This window comes from Nocardia sp. 348MFTsu5.1 (genome assembly GCF_000383535.1).
Taxonomy (GTDB): Bacteria; Actinomycetota; Actinomycetes; order Mycobacteriales; family Mycobacteriaceae; genus Williamsia; species Williamsia faeni.
In genome coordinates this window covers 105935-125470 of the sequence record NZ_KB911517.1, presented here as the reverse complement: position 1 = coordinate 125470, position 19536 = coordinate 105935, and the positions used below count along the sequence as shown (strand labels likewise).

The following is a 19536-nucleotide window of genomic DNA, read 5'->3' as shown; positions in this document are numbered from 1 at the left end:
GTCCTTCCTCGATCAGGTGCGATTTATGTAACGGCGCAGCGCTTCTGCGGAACTGGCCGAGGGCTTCCACTCGGTCGTCTCGCGCAATAACCGGGAGTCGAGCAGTGGGTCGCCGGGTGTCACCCAGTGCCCGGAGAAGCGGGACAGGCGCAACCGGAACGCCAGATCGGCGCCCGGTTTCAGCAGACGTAGCGGTCCGGAGATCAAGCGCGCCTGGGTCATCGAGGCGATCTCTTTGACGCTGGTCTGGTCGGTGGGGGCTATGTTGTAGATCCCGGTCAGGCCCTCCGTGAGAATGGTGGCGTAGGCCTGCACCAGGTCTGAGTCCCAGAGGAACTGGTAGTAGGAGTGTGCCGGGTCGGGGTAGATCACGGTTTTGGCCAGGAACGCCTGCAGGCCCGAATTGTCGAAGTGCTCGCCGACGACGTAGCAGGGCCGTGCCACCGCCAACTCCGTACACCCCGGGGTGCGATGCGCCCAGTACCAGTTGGCCAGGTGCTCTACAAGCGCCTTGTGATAGAAGTAGTAATGGTCGGAGTTCTGATCGCCGGCCGGATAGCTGTTCTCCGTCAACTGTTTTCCTGTGCCGCATGCCGCGACGCCGAGCGCGTTGGCGCTGGAGGTGAGGATCAGCCGGCCCATGCCCACCCGGTTCGCTTCCTCGAGAAGTGTCCGCGTCGCGACGACATTGACCTGATAGGCGTGACGCTTGTTTCTGGGTTCCTCCACGCAGTACGCCAGATGGATCAGCGCGTCGTAACCAGCGACGGCGTCGAGATCGACATGGTTGCTCAAGTCGAGGAACGCTTCGCGAAGCTTGGGGTGCACCACCCCGGTCGGTCGGCGACCGAGGACGGTGACCTCTTTGATGTCGTCGTTCTCGATGGCCCACTTCAGCATGGACCGTCCGAAATCTCCGGTTCCGCCCGTGATTGCGAGACGGAACCCGCCGCTCATGCATCCGCCTGGGCCCAGGACAGTTCCTTCGCGAGCAGTTCGGCCGAATTGAGGACATCGTCCTCGCTGAGTTCAGAGGTCATGCAGACACGAAGGATCGGCTTGCCGATCGGGACCGCCGGATAGATCGCCGGTGTGACGAATACCCCCGCATCCCGAAGTTGATTCCAGCTCAAGGCGGTTCGCATCTCATCGAACAGCCGGATGGGAATGATCGGTGACCAGTCGGGGCTGTGTTCGTCCGACTGGAGCAGGGCGACGTCCAAGGGTGCGAGCGCTTCCCGCATGAGCCGCGAGTTGCGCTCCAATCGGCTGCGGCGGTCAGTGCCCTCGTCGCTGCGGATGATCTTGACTGCGGCGGACGCCGCCGCCATCGCGCCGGGTGTCGCCGATGTGCTGAACCAGAACGACCTCGCGCTCAGCCGGATCTCGTCGATGAAATCCCTTGATGCGGCAACGAATCCGCCTAGGCCGCCGATCGCCTTCGACAAAGAACCCATCAGGATGTCGACATCCTTGGCGACCCCGTTCCGCTGCGTCAAACCGCCACCGGTGGGGCCGAACACTCCGATGCCGTGCGCCTCGTCGACCATCAGGAGTGCGCCGGCGTTCTTACAGATCTCGATGATCCGTTCCAGCGGAGCGGTCGAGCCCTCCATCGAGTAGAGCGAGTCGACGACTACCAGAACCCGGCGGTACTGAGTGCCGGCATGGCTGCGCAGAACTTCGGCCAACCCCTCGGCGTCGTTGTGCTCGAACTTGGCTTCGACCGCTTGGCTCAGCCGGACCCCGTCGCGGATCGACGCATGGGCCAACGAGTCCACCACCGCGAGGCAATCGTCGCTGAGCAGAGCCTGGATGGTGCCGACATTCGTCTGGTAGCCGGTGGTGAAGACCAGCGCCTGCTCGTGGCCCAACCATGCCGCAATCTGCAGTTCGAGCGCCACATGCAGGCTGTAGGTCCCGTTGAGCAGGCGGCTACCGGTGGTGCCCGAACCGAATTCCTTCGTCGCCTCGACCGACGCGGCGACGACGTCCGGATGCGTCGACAAGCCGATGTAGGAATTGGAGCCAAGCAACACGCACTTCCGCCCGTGAACCTCGACGAACGGTGTGTCGACGGCATCGATTTGTTGGAAAAACGGGAGTTGACCGACGGAGTCGAAGTGGCGCAGCAGTTCTATCCGCTGCCGCACATCCTGGGCGATTTCCCCAGTCAGTGCGAATTCCTGCAGGTCGTCATCCATAGTTTCCCTTCAATAGTCAGCGGCGGAAGCTGTGGAACGTCCACAGAACTCTGGTCGCAGAAAGTGATTCGGATCCGGCCGCGCCGCGGATTGGTCACTGACCCGCCCCGCGTTTGATGCGCACCTCGATGTACCCCGGGTCGCATGGAGTCGGTTTGCTTGACTCTTGGTCACGACGCCGTCGAAGGAGCCGTGTCCGTGCCGAAGCGTTACCCGAGGAACTCCGCCGCAAGCGCGGTGTGGTCGAACTCGTCGAAACACGCCTCGACCGGTACTCCGTCCATCGGTGCAGTGCAGAGTTCGGGAGTGACGACCCATGGGTCAGTCAGCGGCGCCCTAGAAACAGTCTGACGAGTCCGGACGGACTGTTCGAGCAGCTCACCAAACGGTCCTGGAGACCTCATTGAACGAGGAGATGATCGAGCACATATGTTGGGGTCACGCCTATTTTGTTGCGCCCGAGGGGATTCGAACCCTAACCTCGTGTTCTCGCCGCCTGCATCCCCTGCCGTCCACAACCATCCACGCGCGACATGTTGACCTGCGGTTATGCGGTTCAAGTGTCTGCTGGGTCACAAGAGCGCGACGATGACCCTCGACCGTTACGGCCATCTCATGCCTGTGCATTGTGGAGTTTGTTGACCGTATGTGAATTATGCAGTGGGGGAGCGGTATTGGTGTTTGATGGTGTTGGGTCGTTGCGACCGTGTTCGGCGTTTCTGCATACCTATCCATACCGGTGTTGGAGAGGCCGGCTTTCTCTGTAACGAACAAGTCCCCGTAGATGACACGCCTGGTCGTTACCTGTCGGCACTGACCAAATTGTTTGCAGCCCACGTCATGTGTGTGACAACCGAATCGCGGGCAGCGTCGCTGTCACCGGATTCGATGGCATCAATGATGACGGAGTGTCGGTCGGTGTCCATGTTGCCGACGGCGCGGTCGGTGCCGCCGTACATGATGGACATTCGGATTGATCCCTCGAGAGAAGTCCACGAGTGCAGCAGGGTTCGATTGCCAGTGAGCTCGCACATCAGGCGGTGAAAATCGAGGTCTGCCTCAATTCGATCGTCCAGGTTTTCTGTGCCGGCGAGTGCCATCCGGTCGAGTGTCTCCCGCAGTCGTTTGATGACCGGGCTCCGATCTTCGAGCGCGGCGAGTTCGGCTGCGGCGAGAGCTTCGAGTGCAGCGCGAACCGCGAAGATTTCCGTGATTTCCCCTGGGTCGAGGCTTCTGACGGCGAGGCGACCGCGTGCGCCGGCAACAACAAGTCCTTCCTGCTGCAGTTGCCGCAGCGCCTCGCGCAACGTTCCGCGGCTGATTCCTAGGCGTTCGGACAGCTCTGTCTCGATGAGCGCGCTTCGAGGCCTGAGTTCACCCCGGGTAATGGCCGTTCGCAGGGCTGCGACCGCTTGCTCGCGCAGGTTGGTTTTTTGCAGTCCGAGAAGAGCGCCGGGTTGGCCCATGACGGAGCCTCCATTCATTCGGTACTTCGGTGACGTCCCACTGCAGACAGTCGACCGCTGTCTGTTGACAGTCATCCTACCGGCACCCTTCTGCGCACTGTGGATTCACTGATCCAGCTGTTTCTACAGCTCGGCCAGGATGCGTGACTCAATACTTGACGTGGACAACCCGTACCGGTCGTGCAGGGTCGGGAGGGCGCCGGCGTCGAGGAACTTGTCGGGCAGGGAGATGGAGCCGATTCGCTTGCCGAGGCCACGTTCCACCACTGCCGATGCAACGGTCTCGAAAAGTCCACCGATCTTCGTGTGGTTCTCGAGTGTGAAAGCCAGTCGGTCGGTGTCGAGTTCGGCGAGGACGGTGACTGCATCGAACGGTTTGATGGTGGGGGTGTGCACCACGGCGACGTCGACGTTGTGCTTCTCCAGGTTGGTCGCCGCCTGCAGCGCCCGCATCGTCATCAGTCCGCTCGAGACCAACACGACATCGTTACCTGGACGGAGGACTTTCGCTTTGCCGAGTTCGAAGGTGTAGTCGTATTCGTCCAGGACGGTGGCGACCTTTCCGCGGAGGAGTCGTAGGTACGTCGGGCCGTCGGAGGCGGCCATCTGTGGAACCGCCTGCTCGATGTCGACCGAATCGCACGGGTCGATGATCGTCAGGTTCGGCATCCCGCGGAAGATCGCGATGTCCTCGGTGGCCTGATGGCTGGGGCCGTAGCCGGTGGTGAGTCCGGGCAGTCCGCCGATGATGTTGACGTTCAGGTTGGGTTCGGCGATGTCCAGGCACAGGAAGTCGTAGGCGCGCCGGGCGGCGAACACCGAATATGTCGACGCGAATGGGATGAGCCCGGTCTCGGCCATCCCGGCCGATGCTCCGAGGAGGAGCTGTTCGGCCATGCCCATCTGGAAGAACCGTTCCGGAAAGGCCTGAGCGAAGATGTGCATGTCGGTGTATTTGGCGAGATCGGCGCTCAGGCCGACGATCTTGTCGTTGCCCTCGGCGGCTTTGACCAGCGCGTGCCCGAAAGGCGCTGTCGCGGTGCGTTGTCCGGGATCGACGAACGACGCGATCATCGCCGAGGTCTTGAGTTTGGGTGCTGTCGTGGCGGTCATGCCTGAACCTCATCTTCTTGCAAATATGTAGGGTCGGTGAAGCGACTGGTGAGCTGGTCGCGGCAGATGCTCCACTCGTGCTCGTCGATGCGCATGAAGTGCGCCTTCTCTCGTGTTTCCAGCAGTGGTACGCCGTAGCCGATCTTGGTGTCGCAGATGATGATCGCGGGCCTACCGGTGGGGGTCGCCGCGGCGCAGGCGTTGTCGAAGGCGGCGAGCAGAGCGGCGGGATCGTTTCCGTTGACGCGTTGCACAAACCATCCGGCGGCGGCCCATTTCTCGTGGACGGGCTCGATTCCGAGGATGCCTTCGGTGGGTCCGTCTGCCTGCAGGGCGTTCATGTCGACCATGGCGATCAGATTGCCCAGGCGATGGTGGTGGGCGCCCATGGCTGCTTCCCACGTCGATCCTTCGTCGAGTTCGCCGTCGGAGAGGAAGTTGAACACCGTGGACTGCGAGCCTTGCAAGCGCAGTCCGAGGGCCATGCCCACCGCGACGGTCAGCCCGTGGCCCAGTGAGCCACCTGAGATCTCCATACCCGGTGTGTACGTTGCCATCCCGGACATGGGAAGCCGGGAGTCGTCGGACCCGTAGGTCTCGAGTTCTTCGACCGGGACGATCCCGGCTTCGGCGAGTGCGGCGTACAGGCCGATGGCGTAATGGCCGGTGGAGAGCAGGAATCGGTCGCGTCCCTCCCAGTGCGGATCGTCGGCCCGGTAGTTGAGTCGGTCGGCGTAGACGGCGGCGAAGATGTCCGCAGCCCCGAGCGCTTGTCCGACGTAACCCTGTCCTTGGGCTTCGCCCATGTCGATGACGTGGTGGCGCATGTTGTAGGCGAACCGGGCTGCGCGCTCGATGCGCTCTGCGGTTGTTGCCGACTCGGTGGTGGTCGTTGTCATGCCAGTTCCTTTTCGCGCTGGGGAGCGGTGAGTTCAGTAGGGGTGGTGCGTTCTGCCTCCTTGGCGAGGCGACGCTCGGTGGGTCCCCATGTTTCTTTGGTGACGAGCGCGGAGAAGAGTCCGATCAGGGCGTACGCGATGAATAGCAGCGCCGGGCCCAGCCATCCCATCCAGACGAACAGCAACGTGGTGATGAACGGTGTGAAGCCGGAGACCATGGCTGAGATCTGGTAGGCGAGTGAGGCTCCCGATGCGCGGCGGGCGGCGGTGAACAGCTCGGGGAACCAGGGTCCTTGAGATCCTGCCAGTGCGTTTTGGCACACGGCGTAGGACAAGACGATGGTTGCGACGACAAACAGCGAGAGTCCGGTATTGACCAGTAAGAACATCGGGATCCCGAACAGGGCGGCGAAGCCGCAGACCATCAGATAGAGCGGCCTTCGCCCGATTTTGTCGGTGAGTGCCGCCCAGCCCGCGGTGGCGAAGATTCCGATCCCGGAGGCGATGCACAGGGCGGTGATGGTTTCCGTGGTCGATGCCAGCTTCTCGGTGTGCAGGTAGGAGATCATGTAGGTCACCGACACCGCGTATCCGGCGGTCTCTGCGACACGAAGTCCGATGCCGCGGAGGATGTTCCGCCAGTCCTGCTTGATCGCCTCTTTGATGGGGGAGTCGGTGATGTCGCCGGCCTCTTTGACGTCTTCGAAGACTGGAGATTCGGGGACCTTGGATCGGATGATGAGTCCGACGATGACCAGGAAGATGCTGGCCAGGAACGGCACTCGCCAGGCCCAGTCGCCTCCGAGGTGGACGCTACCGAGAAAGACCAGGTTTGCCAGCAATAGGCCGACGGGGAAGCCGGCCTGCACGATGCCGGTGTACCGCCCCTTCTTTCGCCATGGTGCGTGTTCGTAGCTCATCAGAATTGCACCGCCCCATTCGGCGCCGAACGCCAATCCCTGCACGATGCGAACGAGCACGAGCAAAATCGGTGCGATCACGCCTGCCTGCGCATAGGTCGGCAGGAGGCCGATGGCGAAGGTGGCCAGACCCATGATGATCAAGGAAGCCACGAGCACCGGTTTGCGGCCCACCTTGTCGCCCATGTGGCCGCCGATGACACCGCCGATCGGTCGCGCTGCGAACCCGACGCCAAGCGTGGCGAAGGCGGCGAGGGTGCCGGCCACCGAGCTTTGGCCCGGGAAGAATGCTGTGCCGAAGTAGAGTGCTGCGGCCGTGCCGAAGCCGATGAAATCGTAGGTTTCGATGACCGCGCCGACCGACGAGCCGACGGCGACGCGTTTGGCGTCTTTCGTGCCGTGGACCGGTCCGCGCATCTCGAGAGCATTGATGCTCATTGGAACCCTCCTGAAGAGGTAGTAGTTACAAACTCGTCCAGTGACCGTCGACTGTCAACATCAACGAGTGTGACCCACTGCACTGTCACTGTCAACAGTCAACCGGCGACGGTTGACTGATAACCGTTATTTGTCCTACTGTGGGCCGCATCACTTAACGACGAACGGAGAAGCCATGACGGCTAGCAGGCTGGGGTGCTCGAGCATCTCGTTTCGTCATCTAGATCTGCCGGACGCACTGGCGGCGATGGCGGAACTGGGATTCACCGAAATAGACCTGGGCTCATTGCCAGGGGTGTGTGACCACGTCCCGCTGGACCTCGACAGGGCGGGCATCGCTCGGGTGGTGGGCGCGGTTCGCGATTCAGGTCTGACCGTGCGATCGATCAACGTCGACGTCGGTGACCTGAACGATCCGAGGACGCGGATGCACGATTCCGAGCATCTGTTCCGGCTGCTCGAGTTGGCCGCCGTGCTCGAGGCGAAAGCCATCGTCCTGCCCAACGGGGCGCTCGAGCACACCCCGATGACAGATCTCGACGATGACCTCCTACGGGTGGCTGACAATCTCGAATTCGTACTCGACCGGGGGCGCTTGCTCGGTGTCGATCTGTGGGTCGAGTCCCTGCATGTCTGGCGGCTGTGCTGCAACCACACGCGCGCGGCGGCGTTGACGGAGAGGTTGCATCCGGACATCGGGATCGTGATGGACTTCAGTCACATCGTCGCCTCTGGTGGCGATCCGGTGGACTTCGTACAGGACACCGCGGGACGAATCGCTCACGTGCACATCCGCGATGCCCTGCGGGGACACGTCCAACTCGACACCGAACCGATCAGCGACCGTCCGGGCAACATCAACCTGAGCGTTGGTCGCGGGGATGTCGACTTCGCATCCGGTCTGCGCGCGCTCGACGCTGCCGGATACGGCGGTCACTTCACTCTCGAACTCGAAACCCGAGACGTCACCGACGACGAACGCCCGGCCGCGACCGCTGCCGCTGCGCAGAACATCGGCGAACTCCTCACGTTCGCCGCTTGAGATATCAACTCACACAGGAGAAAAGATGAACACCAAGACACGTACCGCAGTTGTCACCGGCGCCACCTCGGAGAAGGGGATCGGCCGCGCGACCGCGGAGCGGTACGCCGAAGATGGTTGGGCAGTGGTGATTCTCGACCTCGACGGCGAGGCATCGGCCAAGGTCGCCGCGGAGATCGGGGGCACATACAACGTCCCGGCTTTCGGCCATGCCGTAGACGTATCCGATGAAGCCTCCGTGCAGGCCGCGTACCTGGCGACCAAACGTGAAGTCGACGCCGGCGACCTTCCTCCGGTCGGCGCGGTGGCGAACATCGCGGGGATCACCTCCCCGGTGCCGTTCCTCGAGACCACACTCGCGCTGTGGAACAAGGTGTTCGCGGTCAACGCGACCGGCACATACCTGGTGACCAAGGCATTTCTGCCGGACATGATCGCCCTCGGATGGGGACGGATCGTGACCATGTCGTCCGTCTCGGCCCAGCGCGGCGGTGGTGTGTTCGGCAAAGTGCCGTACTCGTCGGCCAAGGCAGCGGTCCTCGGCTTCACGAAGGCATTGGCCCGGGAACTCGAGGACACAGGCGTCACGATCAATGCTGTCACCCCCGGAGCGGTCGACACCAATATCCGGGTCGGTAGCACCGAGGAACAGGAAAAGGCGATCGCCTCCGGGATCCCTTTGGGCCGCACCGCAACCACGCGTGAGATCGCATCGGTGATCACCTTCTTGTCCTCCGATGACGCCGCTTATCTGACCGGCACCACTATCGACATCAATGGCGGAAGCCACATGCACTGATCCCTTCCGGCCACCCGCGGTGGCCGGTAGCTGTTTTCCCGCCGCGGTGTGCCGCCTCGGTGTCACTCGACGATGAATGGATGTTGTTGTGCCGAAGTTCGCCAAGGTGTTGGTCGCCAATCGGGGTGAGATCGCGATCCGTGCGTTTCGCGCGTCGTATGAACTCGGAATCTCCACCGTTGCGGTGTTCCCGTTCGAAGACCGCAATTCGGTGCACCGCACCAAGGCGGACGAGTCCTATCAGATCGGTGAGGTCGGGCATCCCGTACATGCCTATCTGTCGGTGAACGAGATCGTCGACGTTGCGGTTCAGGCGGGTGTCGATGCGATCTATCCCGGCTACGGGTTCCTCTCGGAGAACCCGGATCTCGCCGCGGCGTGCGCGAGCGCGGGCATCACGTTTGTCGGACCGTCGGCCGAGGTGCTGGAACTGACGGGCAACAAGGCCCGGGCCATCGCCGCCGCGAGACGGGCCGGGTTGCCGGTACTGGCGTCGTCGGAGCCGTCGACAGATGTCTCCGAGCTGGTGGCGGCGTCGGAATCGATGACATTCCCGCTGTTCGTCAAGGCAGTGGCCGGCGGGGGTGGCCGAGGGATGCGGCGGGTTGCTGAGCCTGCGCAGCTGCGCGAGTCGATCGAAGCCGCGGCGCGGGAAGCACAGTCGGCATTCGGGGATTCGACGGTGTTCCTCGAGCAGGCGGTCATCGACCCACGCCACATCGAGGTACAGATCCTCGCCGACGGTCACGGGAACGTGGTGCACCTGTTCGAACGGGATTGTTCGCTGCAACGGCGCCACCAGAAGGTCATCGAGATGGCGCCGGCACCCAATCTGCCAGAGTCGTTGCGGCAGAAGATATGTGCCGACGCTGTCGCATTCGCCAAGCAGATCGGCTACGCATGCGCCGGCACCGTCGAGTTCCTCCTCGACGGTCGAGGCAACCACGTGTTCATCGAGATGAACCCGCGAATCCAGGTCGAGCACACGGTGACCGAGGAGGTTACCGACGTCGACCTGGTTCAGGCTCAGCTGCGGATCGCGGCCGGGGAGACCTTGGCCGACCTCGGCCTGAACCAGGAGACGATCGTGCTGCGGGGTGCAGCCCTGCAATGCCGCATCACCACCGAGGATCCGGCCAACGGATTTCGGCCGGACACCGGACGCATCACCGCTTATCGCAGTCCTGGGGGAGCCGGCGTCCGACTCGATGGTGGAACCACCACGGGCGCGGCAGTCGAGGCCCACTTCGATTCCATGCTGGTCAAATTGACTTGTCGAGGAAGAGATTTCGAGACGGCGGTGACCCGTGCACGCCGCGCGGTCGCGGAGTTCCGTATCCGGGGCGTGGCGACCAACATCCCGTTTCTGCAAGCGGTCCTCGATGATGCCGACTTCATCGCCGGGCGGGTCACCACCTCGTTCATCGAGGAGCGCCCCGCGCTGCTCACCGCGCGTACGTCCGGTGATCGGGGCACGAAGATCCTCAGCTACCTCGCCGATGTCACGGTCAACAAACCGCACGGCGAGCGACCCTCCCCGGTCTATCCGCAAGACAAACTGCCGCCCCTCGACGTCTCCGAGCCGGTTGCAGATGGCTCGCGGCAACGGCTGCTGGCGCTCGGGCCGGTCGGATTCGCGCAAGCGTTACGCGCCCAGAAGGCACTGGCGGTCACCGACACCACCTTCCGCGATGCCCATCAGTCGCTGCTGGCCACTCGGGTGCGAACGTCCGGGTTGGTGATGGTGGCGCCACACGTGGCACGTACGACGCCGCAACTGCTGTCGATCGAATGCTGGGGCGGCGCCACCTACGACGTCGCGCTGCGGTTCCTGCACGAGGATCCCTGGGAACGGCTTGCGCTGCTGCGTGAGGCGGTCCCTAACATCGCACTTCAGATGTTGCTGCGCGGACGCAACACCGTCGGCTACACCCCCTACCCGGATACGGTGACGCGGGCCTTCGTCGCCGAGGCCACCGCCACCGGGATCGACATCTTCCGGATCTTCGACGCACTGAACAACGTCGATCAGATGCGCCCGGCGATCGACGCCGTCCTCGATACCGGAACGGCGGTTGCCGAAGTGGCACTGTCGTATACGGGTGACCTGTCCGATCCCGGCGAGCAGTTGTACACCCTTGACTACTACCTGGGACTCGCCGAACAAATCGTTGACGCCGGCGCGCACGTGCTGGCGATCAAAGACATGGCCGGGCTGCTGCGGGCCCCAGCGGCGCGGACGCTGGTGTCGGCGTTGCGGTCCAATTTTGATCTACCCGTGCACGTCCACACCCACGACACCCCGGGTGGTCAGTTGGCGACCTATCTGGCGGCATGGGAGGCCGGGGCAGACGCGGTCGACGGCGCGTCGGCGGCCATGGCCGGGACCACCTCGCAACCGGCATTGTCGGCCATCGTCGCGGCCGCAGCCCACACCGAGCGGGACACCGGACTCGATCTGCAGGCCGTGTGCGATCTCGAACCGTACTGGGAGGCACTGCGAAAGGTCTACGCCCCGTTTGAATCGGGTCTACAGGCACCTACCGGACGGGTGTACACCCATGAAATCCCCGGCGGACAGCTTTCGAATCTGCGTCAGCAGGCAGTTGCGCTCGGGCTGAGCGACAGGTTCGAGACGGTCGAAATGAACTACGCCGACGCTGACCGCGCTCTGGGTCGCCTGGTCAAGGTGACACCGAGCTCGAAAGTCGTGGGCGACCTTGCCTTGGCTCTGGTGGGCGCGGGTGCCTCGGCACAGCAGTTTGTCGCGAACCCCGACAAGATTGACATTCCGGAGTCCGTGATCGGCTTCCTCCGAGGAGAATTGGGCACCCCGCCGGGAGGATGGCCCGAGCCCCTGCGGACGAGAGCGCTGGAAGGCCGGGCAGCGGCGAAGACCGAGACGCGCCTGAGTGCCGACGACGAACAGGGGCTCGCCTCGACGTCGCAGCAGCGTCGAAACACGTTGAACAGGCTGCTCTTCCCAGGGCCGACAGCGGATTTCGAGGCGCATCGAATCCAGTTCGGGGACACCTCGCGGCTGTCGGCCAACCAGTTCTTCTACGGTCTGCGTCAGGGTGAGGAACACCGGGTGCGACTCGAGAAGGGGGTTGAATTGCTGATCGGCCTCGAGGCGATCTCCGATGCCGACGAGCGCGGTATGCGCACAGTGATGTGCATCCTCAACGGGCAGCTACGTCCGGTGTCGGTCCGTGACCGCTCGATCGTCGACGACACCCCATCAGCAGAAAAGGCCGACCCGAACAATCCCGCGCATCTACCCGCTCCGTTCGCCGGTGTCATCACCCTGTCGGTCGCCGTCGGCGATCAGGTTGCGGCGGGCGATGTTGTCGCGACCATCGAGGCGATGAAGATGGAGGCGGCGATCACCGCGTCGTCGACTGGTGTCGTTGGCCGCGTCGCGGTCGGCGACGTGCAGCAAGTCGAGGGCGGTGACCTGTTGCTGGTCATCGACGGCGGCCACAGCGGTCGACGAACCGTCGTCTGATGATGCCGGAAGGCGGGATGATCGTTCCCGGCACCATTCACCCCGATCTCGAACATCTCGTTGACGAGATGCCTGCACTGGACCTGTCAGATGTTCCGGCGATGCGGCTAGCTCTCGACGGGCGGGCGCCCCGCCGGGTCGAGGATGCGTCGGGCACGGGGCCATCACTCGTCGAGATCGATGGACCGGCCGGAAGCCCACGGGTGCCGCTGCGGATCACCTGTCCCGATGCCGCGGGCGCACGGCCGCGTGCGGCGATCATCGAAATCCACGGTGGCGGCTTTGTTCTCGGTTCGGCGGCCGACAACGACGCCGCCAACCGCGAGTTGGCCAACGCCACCGACGCCGTCGTGGTGTCGGTGGACTACCGGTTGGCACCCGAGCATCCTCATCCGGCTGCAGTCGACGACTGCTATGCGGCGTTGTTGTGGGTTGCGGGCCGTCATCTCGAACTCGGTATCGACCCGGCTCGCATCGGCATACTCGGTGCCAGCGCGGGTGCGTACCTTGCAGCTACGACCGCACTCCGGGCGCGTGATCAGGGCGGACCGGCTCTCGCCTGCCAGGCTTTGCTGGAACCTGTCCTCGACAACCGTTGCGACACAACCTCGATGCAGCAGGGAACCGACACCGTGTTCTGGACCGGAGCGCTGGCGGAACGAAGCTGGGAACTCTTCCTGGCCGGCAATCGCCTCGACTCGCGTACCATTCCCGCGCGCCATCCGAACCTCACCGGCCTGCCACCGACCTACCTCACCGTGAATGAACTCGACCCCCTCCGCGACGAAGGACTTCGTTACGCCGAGCGGCTGAGGACTGCGGCAGTGCCTGTCGATCTCCGGCAGTGGCACGGCACCTTTCACGGGTTCACCATGCTTGACACCGCCATCAGTCACACCGCAATCGAGGCCCTGCACGCCGCGATGTCGGTGGCGCTCGCCGCACAATCGACGGGACAAACGGCCTGACTCGCGCCGATCGTCGCGCGTCGGCCGCGTACCCGGATGAGGAAGATCGTCCTCTCGACCTTCGGAGTGAGCGGGATACTGGTGAGGCCTCGTTGGCGGTGAGCTTGTCTCGGTTGCTCCGACAAGACAACACTCGACTTCTACGGATAGCTAGGCCCGATGCGGAGGGACGAATCCACCCACTCGGCGATCAGCGCTGTGATCTGTTGTCGGGTGAATACGGCAAAAACGTTCTGATTGCTGCGTCCGCACGCAGATAGAGGGGGTGGCGAGGGCTTCCGTCTTGGTTGGTGCCAAGGCAATACAGATTGTCGGCGCCAGGCATCGCCAGAATCTTCGCGACTCTGTCGGGTGGTGCGAGTGTGCCCCAGGCGGCGATTGTGGGTCCGGGTGTGCTGAGCGCGACTCGTAGGTGGAGGGTGTTCTCCGGGCCTTCTGGATCGTCGACTGTGTGCAACTCGGCGGGGTCGGTGGCGCGGTAGCCATAGAGGTTGACCACCTCGAGTCTGGTGCATCTGAGGGAGGCCGCGAATCCGCTGCAGCGCCGAATGGTTGGATCGTCGTCGTCGGCATCTGCGGTCGACGGGTTGAGCATGATGAAGGTGCAGGTGACGGCGTCTTTCTTACGATTGGCGAGCGTGGGAGGTAGGTCACGTCGGAGCCAGTATCGGTACAGGCCGTCGTCAGAAATTATTGCGGACATCAACCTGGTCCCTTCTTTTCAGTCGGTCTATCGACTGTATGGAGGGCACCGCTGATTGACCACCGGTCGTCACTCCCGAACTCTGCACTGCAAGGGTTGACGGAGTACCGGTCGACGCGGGCGTGCCCGTGGTCGGCGTTGCACGCGCTTCGCGTCTGGCACGCACGGTCATGTTGCCTGTAGGGAAAGTATCTGAGGTGCGGAGTTGATGACTTCGACAATCTGGATTCGGATTGAGTTGTCGGTATCTGAGCAGTTTCCTGCGGGATCTGGTGCCTGGCGTTGGCGGGGTGAGCGGTCCGAAAAGTCAATTGCTACTTGTGATCTCAGATGGCGGGTGGAGTCGCCACTGTCTGGTTGGAACGATGGCGGTGCCGGACGAGTCGGTAGTGTCGGTCGGTGTTCGGAAGTGCGGGTGCGTCGTAATCGGCGTGCCCGTGTGCAGGACCTGTGGCGCGCGCGGTTCACGAAGAGACGAACGCTGCGGTATGGCCGTGGGATGCGTTGGCGTGCTGTGTATGTCGACACGATGGCAACTCAACACACCCGAGCCTTCCGGACGAAGGCGATGCGCAGGGCTGGCTGGACAGCATCATCGCGGCGGTGGTGGCGGGCACGTGGGTCGATCCCGCAAAGAGCACCGAAGAGTTCGGGCCGTCGCGGATCGTTGGATGGCGAGCAAGATTGGACTGAAACCGACGTCGCAGGCGGGTTATCGTGAAAATGGACTAGGAATAGCCTCTGACCTGTGGAAATGGGTGCCCCCGGTCAGACTCGAACTGACACTGGACGGGTTTTGAACTTGTGGTTCTGGTTGTTTGCAGATCGTTGGCGTTGGTGAGGGTTGATGGATTGTGTAGTGGGGGAGCACTTTTCGTGTTTGCGGTGTTGGACAATGTTGGCCGGTTTCGAGGCTACTGCGTACCGGGCTCCGAGTCTTCGGATGAACGAGGGCTCTCAGCAAATAATACAGCTGTTGACCTTTATCCCAGAGAGACCGGCGCCGGGGTCGTCCACCTCATCTTCGACATCGGCGCGCACTTCTTGTTGCGACGAGGGCCCGCCGCCCGGCTCAGCGCACGCGGTGCCCGACGCGACCTGCCGCATTGCAGATACGTGGACTGCGACCCTGGACGACGCACATGGTTCCACCAGAACGCGCCAGGCTGTTTGCTGCGCTAAATCCATTTAGCGCAGGGCGCGGGCGTGTCACCAGCGCCGACACTTTGCTGTCGGTAGGTTGCGGTAAGAACGCGCAGACCCGTGACCAACAGGTTTGCTGGTCTCGGGGAGGTACCCACGAAAGTCGACGATTTGGATCAGGTCGACAACGTCAGACGTTGCGAACAGGGACCGATCTACGGCATCGACTGCGTTGGCGTGCAGGGCTGCGTGTCGTCGTCATCGCTGCAAGCGGCCCGCGACGAGCGTCAATACCACCAAGGATGGACACAAGAACTCGGGTTGATTGGTCCGATTGCATGGCAGACCTTTTCGACTCTGTTGTATAGCGATCATCGGGGTTGCGAGGATTTCACTTGCCGCCCGCACGCAAGGTGACGGCGAGTCGTGGACACAGGCGGACGGCGTCGCGGGCTCGTCTCATCGACTCGCGGCGGATGATCGGTTCGGTTGACCCATCTTTCGGTAGGGGATATCCCCATTCATCGCGACTGAGTTCCCGGGGCAGCAGTTCGGTGCAGACGCCTCGCCCGTCGCACCGGGTCCAATTGATGTGTAGGCGTATCGACCCGTTGTCGTTGTGGCTCATGGAACTCTCCTCCGGCCGTCACGGTGGCTCGTTTCGCAGCGGCCACGCAGGTGGAGGCCGACGTCGCGCGCGAAAGTGGTCATCGCTGAGCGGACGAGCCGGGCAGTGCCGTCGGGGTGGTGACATGCGCCACGGCCGTCGACGAGCGCGGCATACCGACGCACGTCGGCCACCACATCACCGCTCCAATGCCCCCGGGCCAGGGTCGTCATCGATTCGGCGAGGCGGGGCAGTCCGTTGAGGCAGGGGCCGCATTGGCCTGAACTTTCGCGCGCCAGGTACGCGACGATCTCGGCGGTGGCGGCGAGTCCGCACGAACCGACGGCGAGGGTGTGGACGACCCCTGCACCGGGGCTCGCACCCAGCGAATGCAGCGAACTCCTCGACAGGGTGTGACCACGCAATTGCTCTGTGCCGTGCCAGGTTCCGTGGTATCCGCCGATCAGCACGGCGCGGAGTCGGTCGGGGTGGCCGGCGGTCGTGGTCTTGAGGAGTGAATCCAACGGAATTCCGACCGGAACCTCGAGTACACCTGGGGCACTGCAGGCGCCGGTCAGGCTGATGAGCATGGTGCCGGGTTCGTCGGGAGTGCCGAGTGTGCGGAACCAGTCAGCTCCGTAGCGGGCGATCGTCGCAATGTGCGCGAGAGTTTCGACGTTCTGAACGAGGGTCGGGCGGCCGTGCAATCCCGATTCCGATGTGCTGACCGCGGAGTCGCTCGGAATCGCTGCTTTCCCGGCGATCGCGGCGATGACCGCGGTCTTTTCACCGGCGACAAATCGCCGTGGTGCTTCGATGACCTTGATGTCCGTCGAATCCCAGCCGGCGACTCGGCGGTCAGCGATGAGTTGGCGCATCACCGCGCTCAGGTGGGCCGGTACGTACAGGAAGGATTCTCGAGCGCGGATGGACGCAGCGACCGCAGCCATTCCGTCGAGCACCAGGTGTGGTGAGGACTGAAGCAGGACGGCGTCTTTGCTGCTCAGCGGTTCACCCTCGGATCCGTTGGCGATGAGTACAGGCCGTCTGCCACCGGCGACCGCGGCCATTTTGCGCGCTGCGGGAAACCCGGCGCCGCCGCGACCGCGCAGCCCTGCTGCCGCCACGACCCCGATGAGGTCGGGTCCCGAGTGGGGGCGCGGACCGAATCTGGCGGCGTGGCGGGCCAGGTCGTGGCCTGCCCCGGATAGCACCCGACACGGGTAGGAGACCGTCGGATGTGATGGCGTTGTTGTTGTCATGTGGGCACTTTCATTCTGGTGCTGTGGTGTTCGAGGAAGTCGTGACGGAGTCGGAACACGCCCGCTGCGCCGACCACTGCGATGCACCCCGCGGCGATCGTGAGGAACCACAGGTGTCCGGTGTCGGTGCCGTTGCCCAGGCCGTGCGCCAAGGCGATCGGCCACAGTGCGTAGGCCAACCAATGCACTGTCCGGAAGACTTTGTGCCCCAGACGGTGTCGGAGGAGGCTGGTGATCACGATCAGGATGATCAAGTCGAGTGCGAGGGTGCCCAACCCCAACCAGAACGGACGGTAGTTCCCGAAGAATGGCACCACATAGTCGACGAGGTTCAGCTGCGCGTAGGGATCAAAGAACAGTGCTCCCACATGGATTGCAATCAAGAGTGTTCCGAGCAGGGATGTATTGCGGTGTAGTTCGACGACGCCGAACCGCGGCAGTGTCAGCAGTGGGCGACCGGAGCGGACGACGATGCCCGACGCGAGCGACAGGGTGAGGATGATGAGTGCTGAGATACCGGTGCCGCGGCCCAGTGCCCACAATGCCTGATCCATCACCGGTCCCTCGATTCGTCGGGCCAGGTGGCGGTGTGGGTGACGAGGCCGTTGCGATCGACGAATCGGGCTGGTAGTCCAGCCTCCGAGACCCACCGATGTGCGTCACGACCGCGTACCATGCACGCGGTGCTGACCGTGTTGGCGACGAGGCAACTCGATGCCGCGACTGTTACTGTGCGCCAAAATGCTTCGGCACTCCTCCCGAGCGCCGGGTCGATGATGTGATGGACGCTCTCTCCAGCGTGGTGCCAACGTCGCCGCAGCGTGCTCGAGGTGGCGATCCCGCTGTCTGAGCGCATTTCGACGACCGTTGCCGGCTGGTCATCGCCGTCCTGCACACGAATCTGCCAGCCACCGGCAGGTGGGGGACCGGTGATCGAGATGTCGCCCCCGAGGTTGATCAACACGCCGCACCCGAGCGATTCGGTGACGATGGCGGCGCACCTGTCGGCAGCAAGGGCTTTCGCGGTTGCACCCAGGTCGAGGACCACGCCATCGGGCACGGTCAACTCCCGATTCTTCAGCGTCACCATCTCCCACGAGGAGCGTTGAGCAAAGTGTGGTACCGCGCGGCGACCGGCGTGATCACTGGGTGTTCGTGAGCCCAACATCGCGAAATCACGGTCATAGCCGAGGTCGATCATCACCGATCCGACGGTGGGATCGACTGCGCCATCGGTTCTTCGTGCGGCGTCGAGGGCGGCATCGACGAAGTCTGCGAGTAGCGCGCTCACCGTCAGGGGCCGTCCGTGTGATCGCATCAGTGCGGCGATCTCGGAGTCTTCGCGAAAACGGCTGCACGCGAGATCTATCGCCGCCAATTCCTCGCGCACGAGGGCCTCGGCCTGTTCGAGCGCAGCTCGCTCGGTGACGATCAGGTGTGCGTCGGTTCCCCACACCGCCCACGAGGACTGCGCGAGATCGCTGGCCGCGGTGTCGACGTTCATGAGCCCTGCGATGTTGTGTGTCCGCCGCCGGTTCCCGACGACACGTTCGGCGAAGATCCGAACAGAGTCGACGAAGAATCGGAGGTCGAACCATTTGATTCGCCCGCCGTCGTGGTGGACCGGGTCGATGTGGAGTTGCTGCTGCCTGTCGAATGGGTGTCGAGGTAGGCCAGCGTTGATGTTCCGATGACGGTTGCAGCGCTGACTGCCACGATCGTCGCGGTGGCGGCTCGGGTGCGTCGGAAACCGGACTCGGGTGTATCCATGCTGGCCTCCTCGGCATTGGTAAGTCCACGATCGGACCTGATAACCACGATCCGGATATTCGCTGTGAGCTCGCTGAGGCAGGCATGTGTGGATGGTAGGGATCAGCGCAGACCAGTTTGACGGTCCATGACGCAAGTGTGGCCGACATTGAGAACGTCGGCAGATTCGGCTTGGTCAACAGGATGATCCGTGAGGCACCAGACGTGCCGGGAAACAGATCCTGCGGAAAGGTCTGTCGCCACCGGGTGCCACCATCAGCACCGACCAGGCCGCGCCGGTGATCGCCGGAATCCGGTGGCGGGCCGGTAAGCCGGGTCCGGTAAAGGTGCCGGCCGGATGGTCGCCCATACTCCTCGAGTCACTCCTCACACATCCTCACAGCCCGCTCACGGGTCTCCTGATCGAACTTCATCAGTGCAGTCATGTCCGTATTCTTCTGATGAGACCACCGGTGTCGACCAGACCCCCGGACGGTTCATATCCTGGGCGTCGACCGTGTGGTGGGGCATTCTTTCGGAGTGTTTGGCACCGTCCAGCGGTGGGCAGATCGTCGGATACGTTGTGGTTGTGGTTGTGGTTGTGGTTGTGGCTGTGTCGACGATCAGTACATTTCGTCGGCCTCGTGATGTTCATGGTGTTGTGTGATGGAACGCGGTGAACCCAGCGGCCACGGGCGATACCGAATATTCGAGG

At 63.3% G+C, this 19536-nt stretch carries 16 protein-coding genes and 1 pseudogene; 5 read left to right on the top strand and 12 right to left on the bottom strand.

Features of this window, described 5'->3' with window-relative positions:
• Positions 1-12: 12 nt before the first annotated feature.
• The 6 genes from H290_RS0117695 to H290_RS0117665 form a co-directional block, all read right to left on the bottom strand.
• Positions 13-957, bottom strand: coding sequence for an NAD-dependent epimerase/dehydratase family protein (locus H290_RS0117695; RefSeq protein ID WP_020108161.1), 945 nt, complete (start codon positions 955-957; stop codon positions 13-15).
• On the bottom strand, positions 954-2204 hold the full coding sequence (locus H290_RS0117690) for a pyridoxal phosphate-dependent aminotransferase family protein (protein ID WP_020108160.1): 1251 nt from the start codon (positions 2202-2204) through the stop codon (positions 954-956). Before H290_RS0117690 ends, H290_RS0117695 begins: the two co-directional genes overlap by 4 nt.
• Before the next feature lie 800 nt (positions 2205-3004).
• The gene (locus H290_RS0117680; RefSeq protein ID WP_020108158.1) at positions 3005-3670 is read right to left on the bottom strand and encodes a GntR family transcriptional regulator; all 666 of its coding nucleotides are present in this window, start codon (positions 3668-3670) and stop codon (positions 3005-3007) included.
• Between the two features lie 123 nt (positions 3671-3793).
• A complete protein-coding gene (locus tag H290_RS0117675; protein WP_020108157.1) occupies positions 3794-4783 on the bottom strand; it encodes a transketolase family protein in 990 nt (329 codons plus the stop codon).
• Positions 4780-5682, bottom strand: a complete 903-nt coding sequence (locus H290_RS0117670) for a transketolase (RefSeq protein WP_020108156.1) — start codon at positions 5680-5682, stop codon at positions 4780-4782. The genes H290_RS0117675 and H290_RS0117670 overlap by 4 nt, the downstream gene beginning before the upstream one ends.
• Positions 5679-7040 carry an MFS transporter gene (locus H290_RS0117665; protein ID WP_020108155.1) on the bottom strand — a complete coding sequence of 454 codons (1362 nt, stop codon included), beginning with the start codon at positions 7038-7040 and terminating at the stop codon, positions 5679-5681. Before H290_RS0117665 ends, H290_RS0117670 begins: the two co-directional genes overlap by 4 nt.
• A gap of 175 nt (positions 7041-7215) precedes the next feature.
• On the opposite strand from H290_RS0117665, the gene H290_RS0117660 reads away from it, so the two are divergent.
• The 4 genes from H290_RS0117660 (at position 7216) to H290_RS28990 (ending at position 13357) form a co-directional block, all read left to right on the top strand.
• Complete coding sequence (locus tag H290_RS0117660; RefSeq protein ID WP_028463337.1) at positions 7216-8082, top strand: sugar phosphate isomerase/epimerase; 867 nt, start codon at positions 7216-7218, stop codon at positions 8080-8082.
• A gap of 25 nt (positions 8083-8107) precedes the next feature.
• Positions 8108-8881, top strand: coding sequence for an SDR family NAD(P)-dependent oxidoreductase (locus H290_RS0117655; RefSeq protein ID WP_020108153.1), 774 nt, complete (start codon positions 8108-8110; stop codon positions 8879-8881).
• 76 nt (positions 8882-8957) lie between these two features.
• Positions 8958-12389 (top strand): pyruvate carboxylase, encoded by a 3432-nt coding sequence (locus tag H290_RS0117650; protein ID WP_020108152.1) that lies wholly within the window; start codon positions 8958-8960, stop codon positions 12387-12389.
• Entirely contained in the window at positions 12389-13357 is a 969-nt protein-coding gene (locus H290_RS28990; protein ID WP_020108151.1) for an alpha/beta hydrolase, read from the top strand. The genes H290_RS0117650 and H290_RS28990 overlap by 1 nt, the downstream gene beginning before the upstream one ends.
• Before the next feature lie 190 nt (positions 13358-13547).
• On the opposite strand, the gene H290_RS0117640 is transcribed toward H290_RS28990, so the two are convergent.
• The 6 genes from H290_RS0117640 to H290_RS31235 all read right to left on the bottom strand — a co-directional run bounded on the left by H290_RS0117640 (position 13548) and on the right by H290_RS31235 (position 18842).
• Positions 13548-14060 (bottom strand): DUF1643 domain-containing protein, encoded by a 513-nt coding sequence (locus H290_RS0117640; protein ID WP_020108150.1) that lies wholly within the window; start codon positions 14058-14060, stop codon positions 13548-13550.
• A 1534-nt stretch (positions 14061-15594) separates the two neighbouring features.
• Positions 15595-15831: a ferredoxin gene (locus tag H290_RS0117630; protein ID WP_020108148.1), complete on the bottom strand. Its 237-nt coding sequence runs from the start codon at positions 15829-15831 to the stop codon at positions 15595-15597.
• Positions 15828-17072: an NADH-ubiquinone oxidoreductase-F iron-sulfur binding region domain-containing protein gene (locus H290_RS0117625; protein ID WP_028463336.1), complete on the bottom strand. Its 1245-nt coding sequence runs from the start codon at positions 17070-17072 to the stop codon at positions 15828-15830. Before H290_RS0117625 ends, H290_RS0117630 begins: the two co-directional genes overlap by 4 nt.
• Positions 17069-17626: a ferric reductase-like transmembrane domain-containing protein gene (locus H290_RS0117620; protein ID WP_020108146.1), complete on the bottom strand. Its 558-nt coding sequence runs from the start codon at positions 17624-17626 to the stop codon at positions 17069-17071. The genes H290_RS0117625 and H290_RS0117620 overlap by 4 nt, the downstream gene beginning before the upstream one ends.
• On the bottom strand, positions 17626-18576 hold the full coding sequence (locus tag H290_RS0117615) for an FAD:protein FMN transferase (protein WP_020108145.1): 951 nt from the start codon (positions 18574-18576) through the stop codon (positions 17626-17628). The genes H290_RS0117620 and H290_RS0117615 overlap by 1 nt, the downstream gene beginning before the upstream one ends.
• Positions 18573-18842: a hypothetical protein gene (locus H290_RS31235; RefSeq protein ID WP_155976903.1), complete on the bottom strand. Its 270-nt coding sequence runs from the start codon at positions 18840-18842 to the stop codon at positions 18573-18575. Before H290_RS31235 ends, H290_RS0117615 begins: the two co-directional genes overlap by 4 nt.
• 197 nt (positions 18843-19039) lie before the next feature.
• On the opposite strand from H290_RS31235, the pseudogene H290_RS31230 reads away from it, so the two are divergent.
• Positions 19040-19188 (top strand): annotated as a pseudogene (locus tag H290_RS31230) (IS1380 family transposase); the annotation flags it as partial.
• Positions 19189-19536 lie beyond the last annotated feature (348 nt).